Source organism: Curtobacterium sp. MMLR14_002 (assembly GCF_001864975.1).
Classification (GTDB): domain Bacteria; phylum Actinomycetota; class Actinomycetes; order Actinomycetales; family Microbacteriaceae; genus Curtobacterium; species Curtobacterium flaccumfaciens.
Genome location: NZ_MJGT01000033.1, coordinates 1 through 357, shown reverse-complemented (window position 1 = coordinate 357; position 357 = coordinate 1). Strand labels below are relative to the sequence as shown.

The window sequence follows — 357 nt, the reverse complement described above, 5'->3', positions numbered from 1 at the left end:
CTTCTACCGTGTTAAGGTTGACGGCTCTGTCCCAAACCAAGTCCATGAGAGCTTCTTGCGACCATGTGTTGCCTGGCCTGTGCGCAAGAACGTCGAGTACCGCGTACTCTCTGGGTCGAAGATTTACGCTCTTCTCGCCTAGGTGCAGGCTGTAGTCGCGCTTGTCGAGCGTTAAAGTTTGCATTCATGATTCTCCTGTTTAGTTGTATGTTCCGCCGAGACGGCTCGGCAGCGCGGGTTGTACAGCTCCTAGGACGTATGTTCCTTTCGGTTCATTGTTGTAGTTGCACCGCGCGGCCGGGTCGGCTCGTAGGCTGTGGAAAAGTGCTCAGTCGGGCGTGTTTTGACTGTTTAACG

Annotated in this window: 1 protein-coding gene; it reads right to left on the bottom strand. The window is 54.3% G+C overall.

Translation table 11 applies throughout. From position 1 onward, the window contains the following. A partial coding sequence (locus tag BIU91_RS19495; RefSeq protein ID WP_171907762.1) for a winged helix-turn-helix domain-containing protein occupies positions 1-184 on the bottom strand: 184 nt, incomplete at its 3' end. Between the last annotated feature and the right edge of the window lie 173 nt (positions 185-357).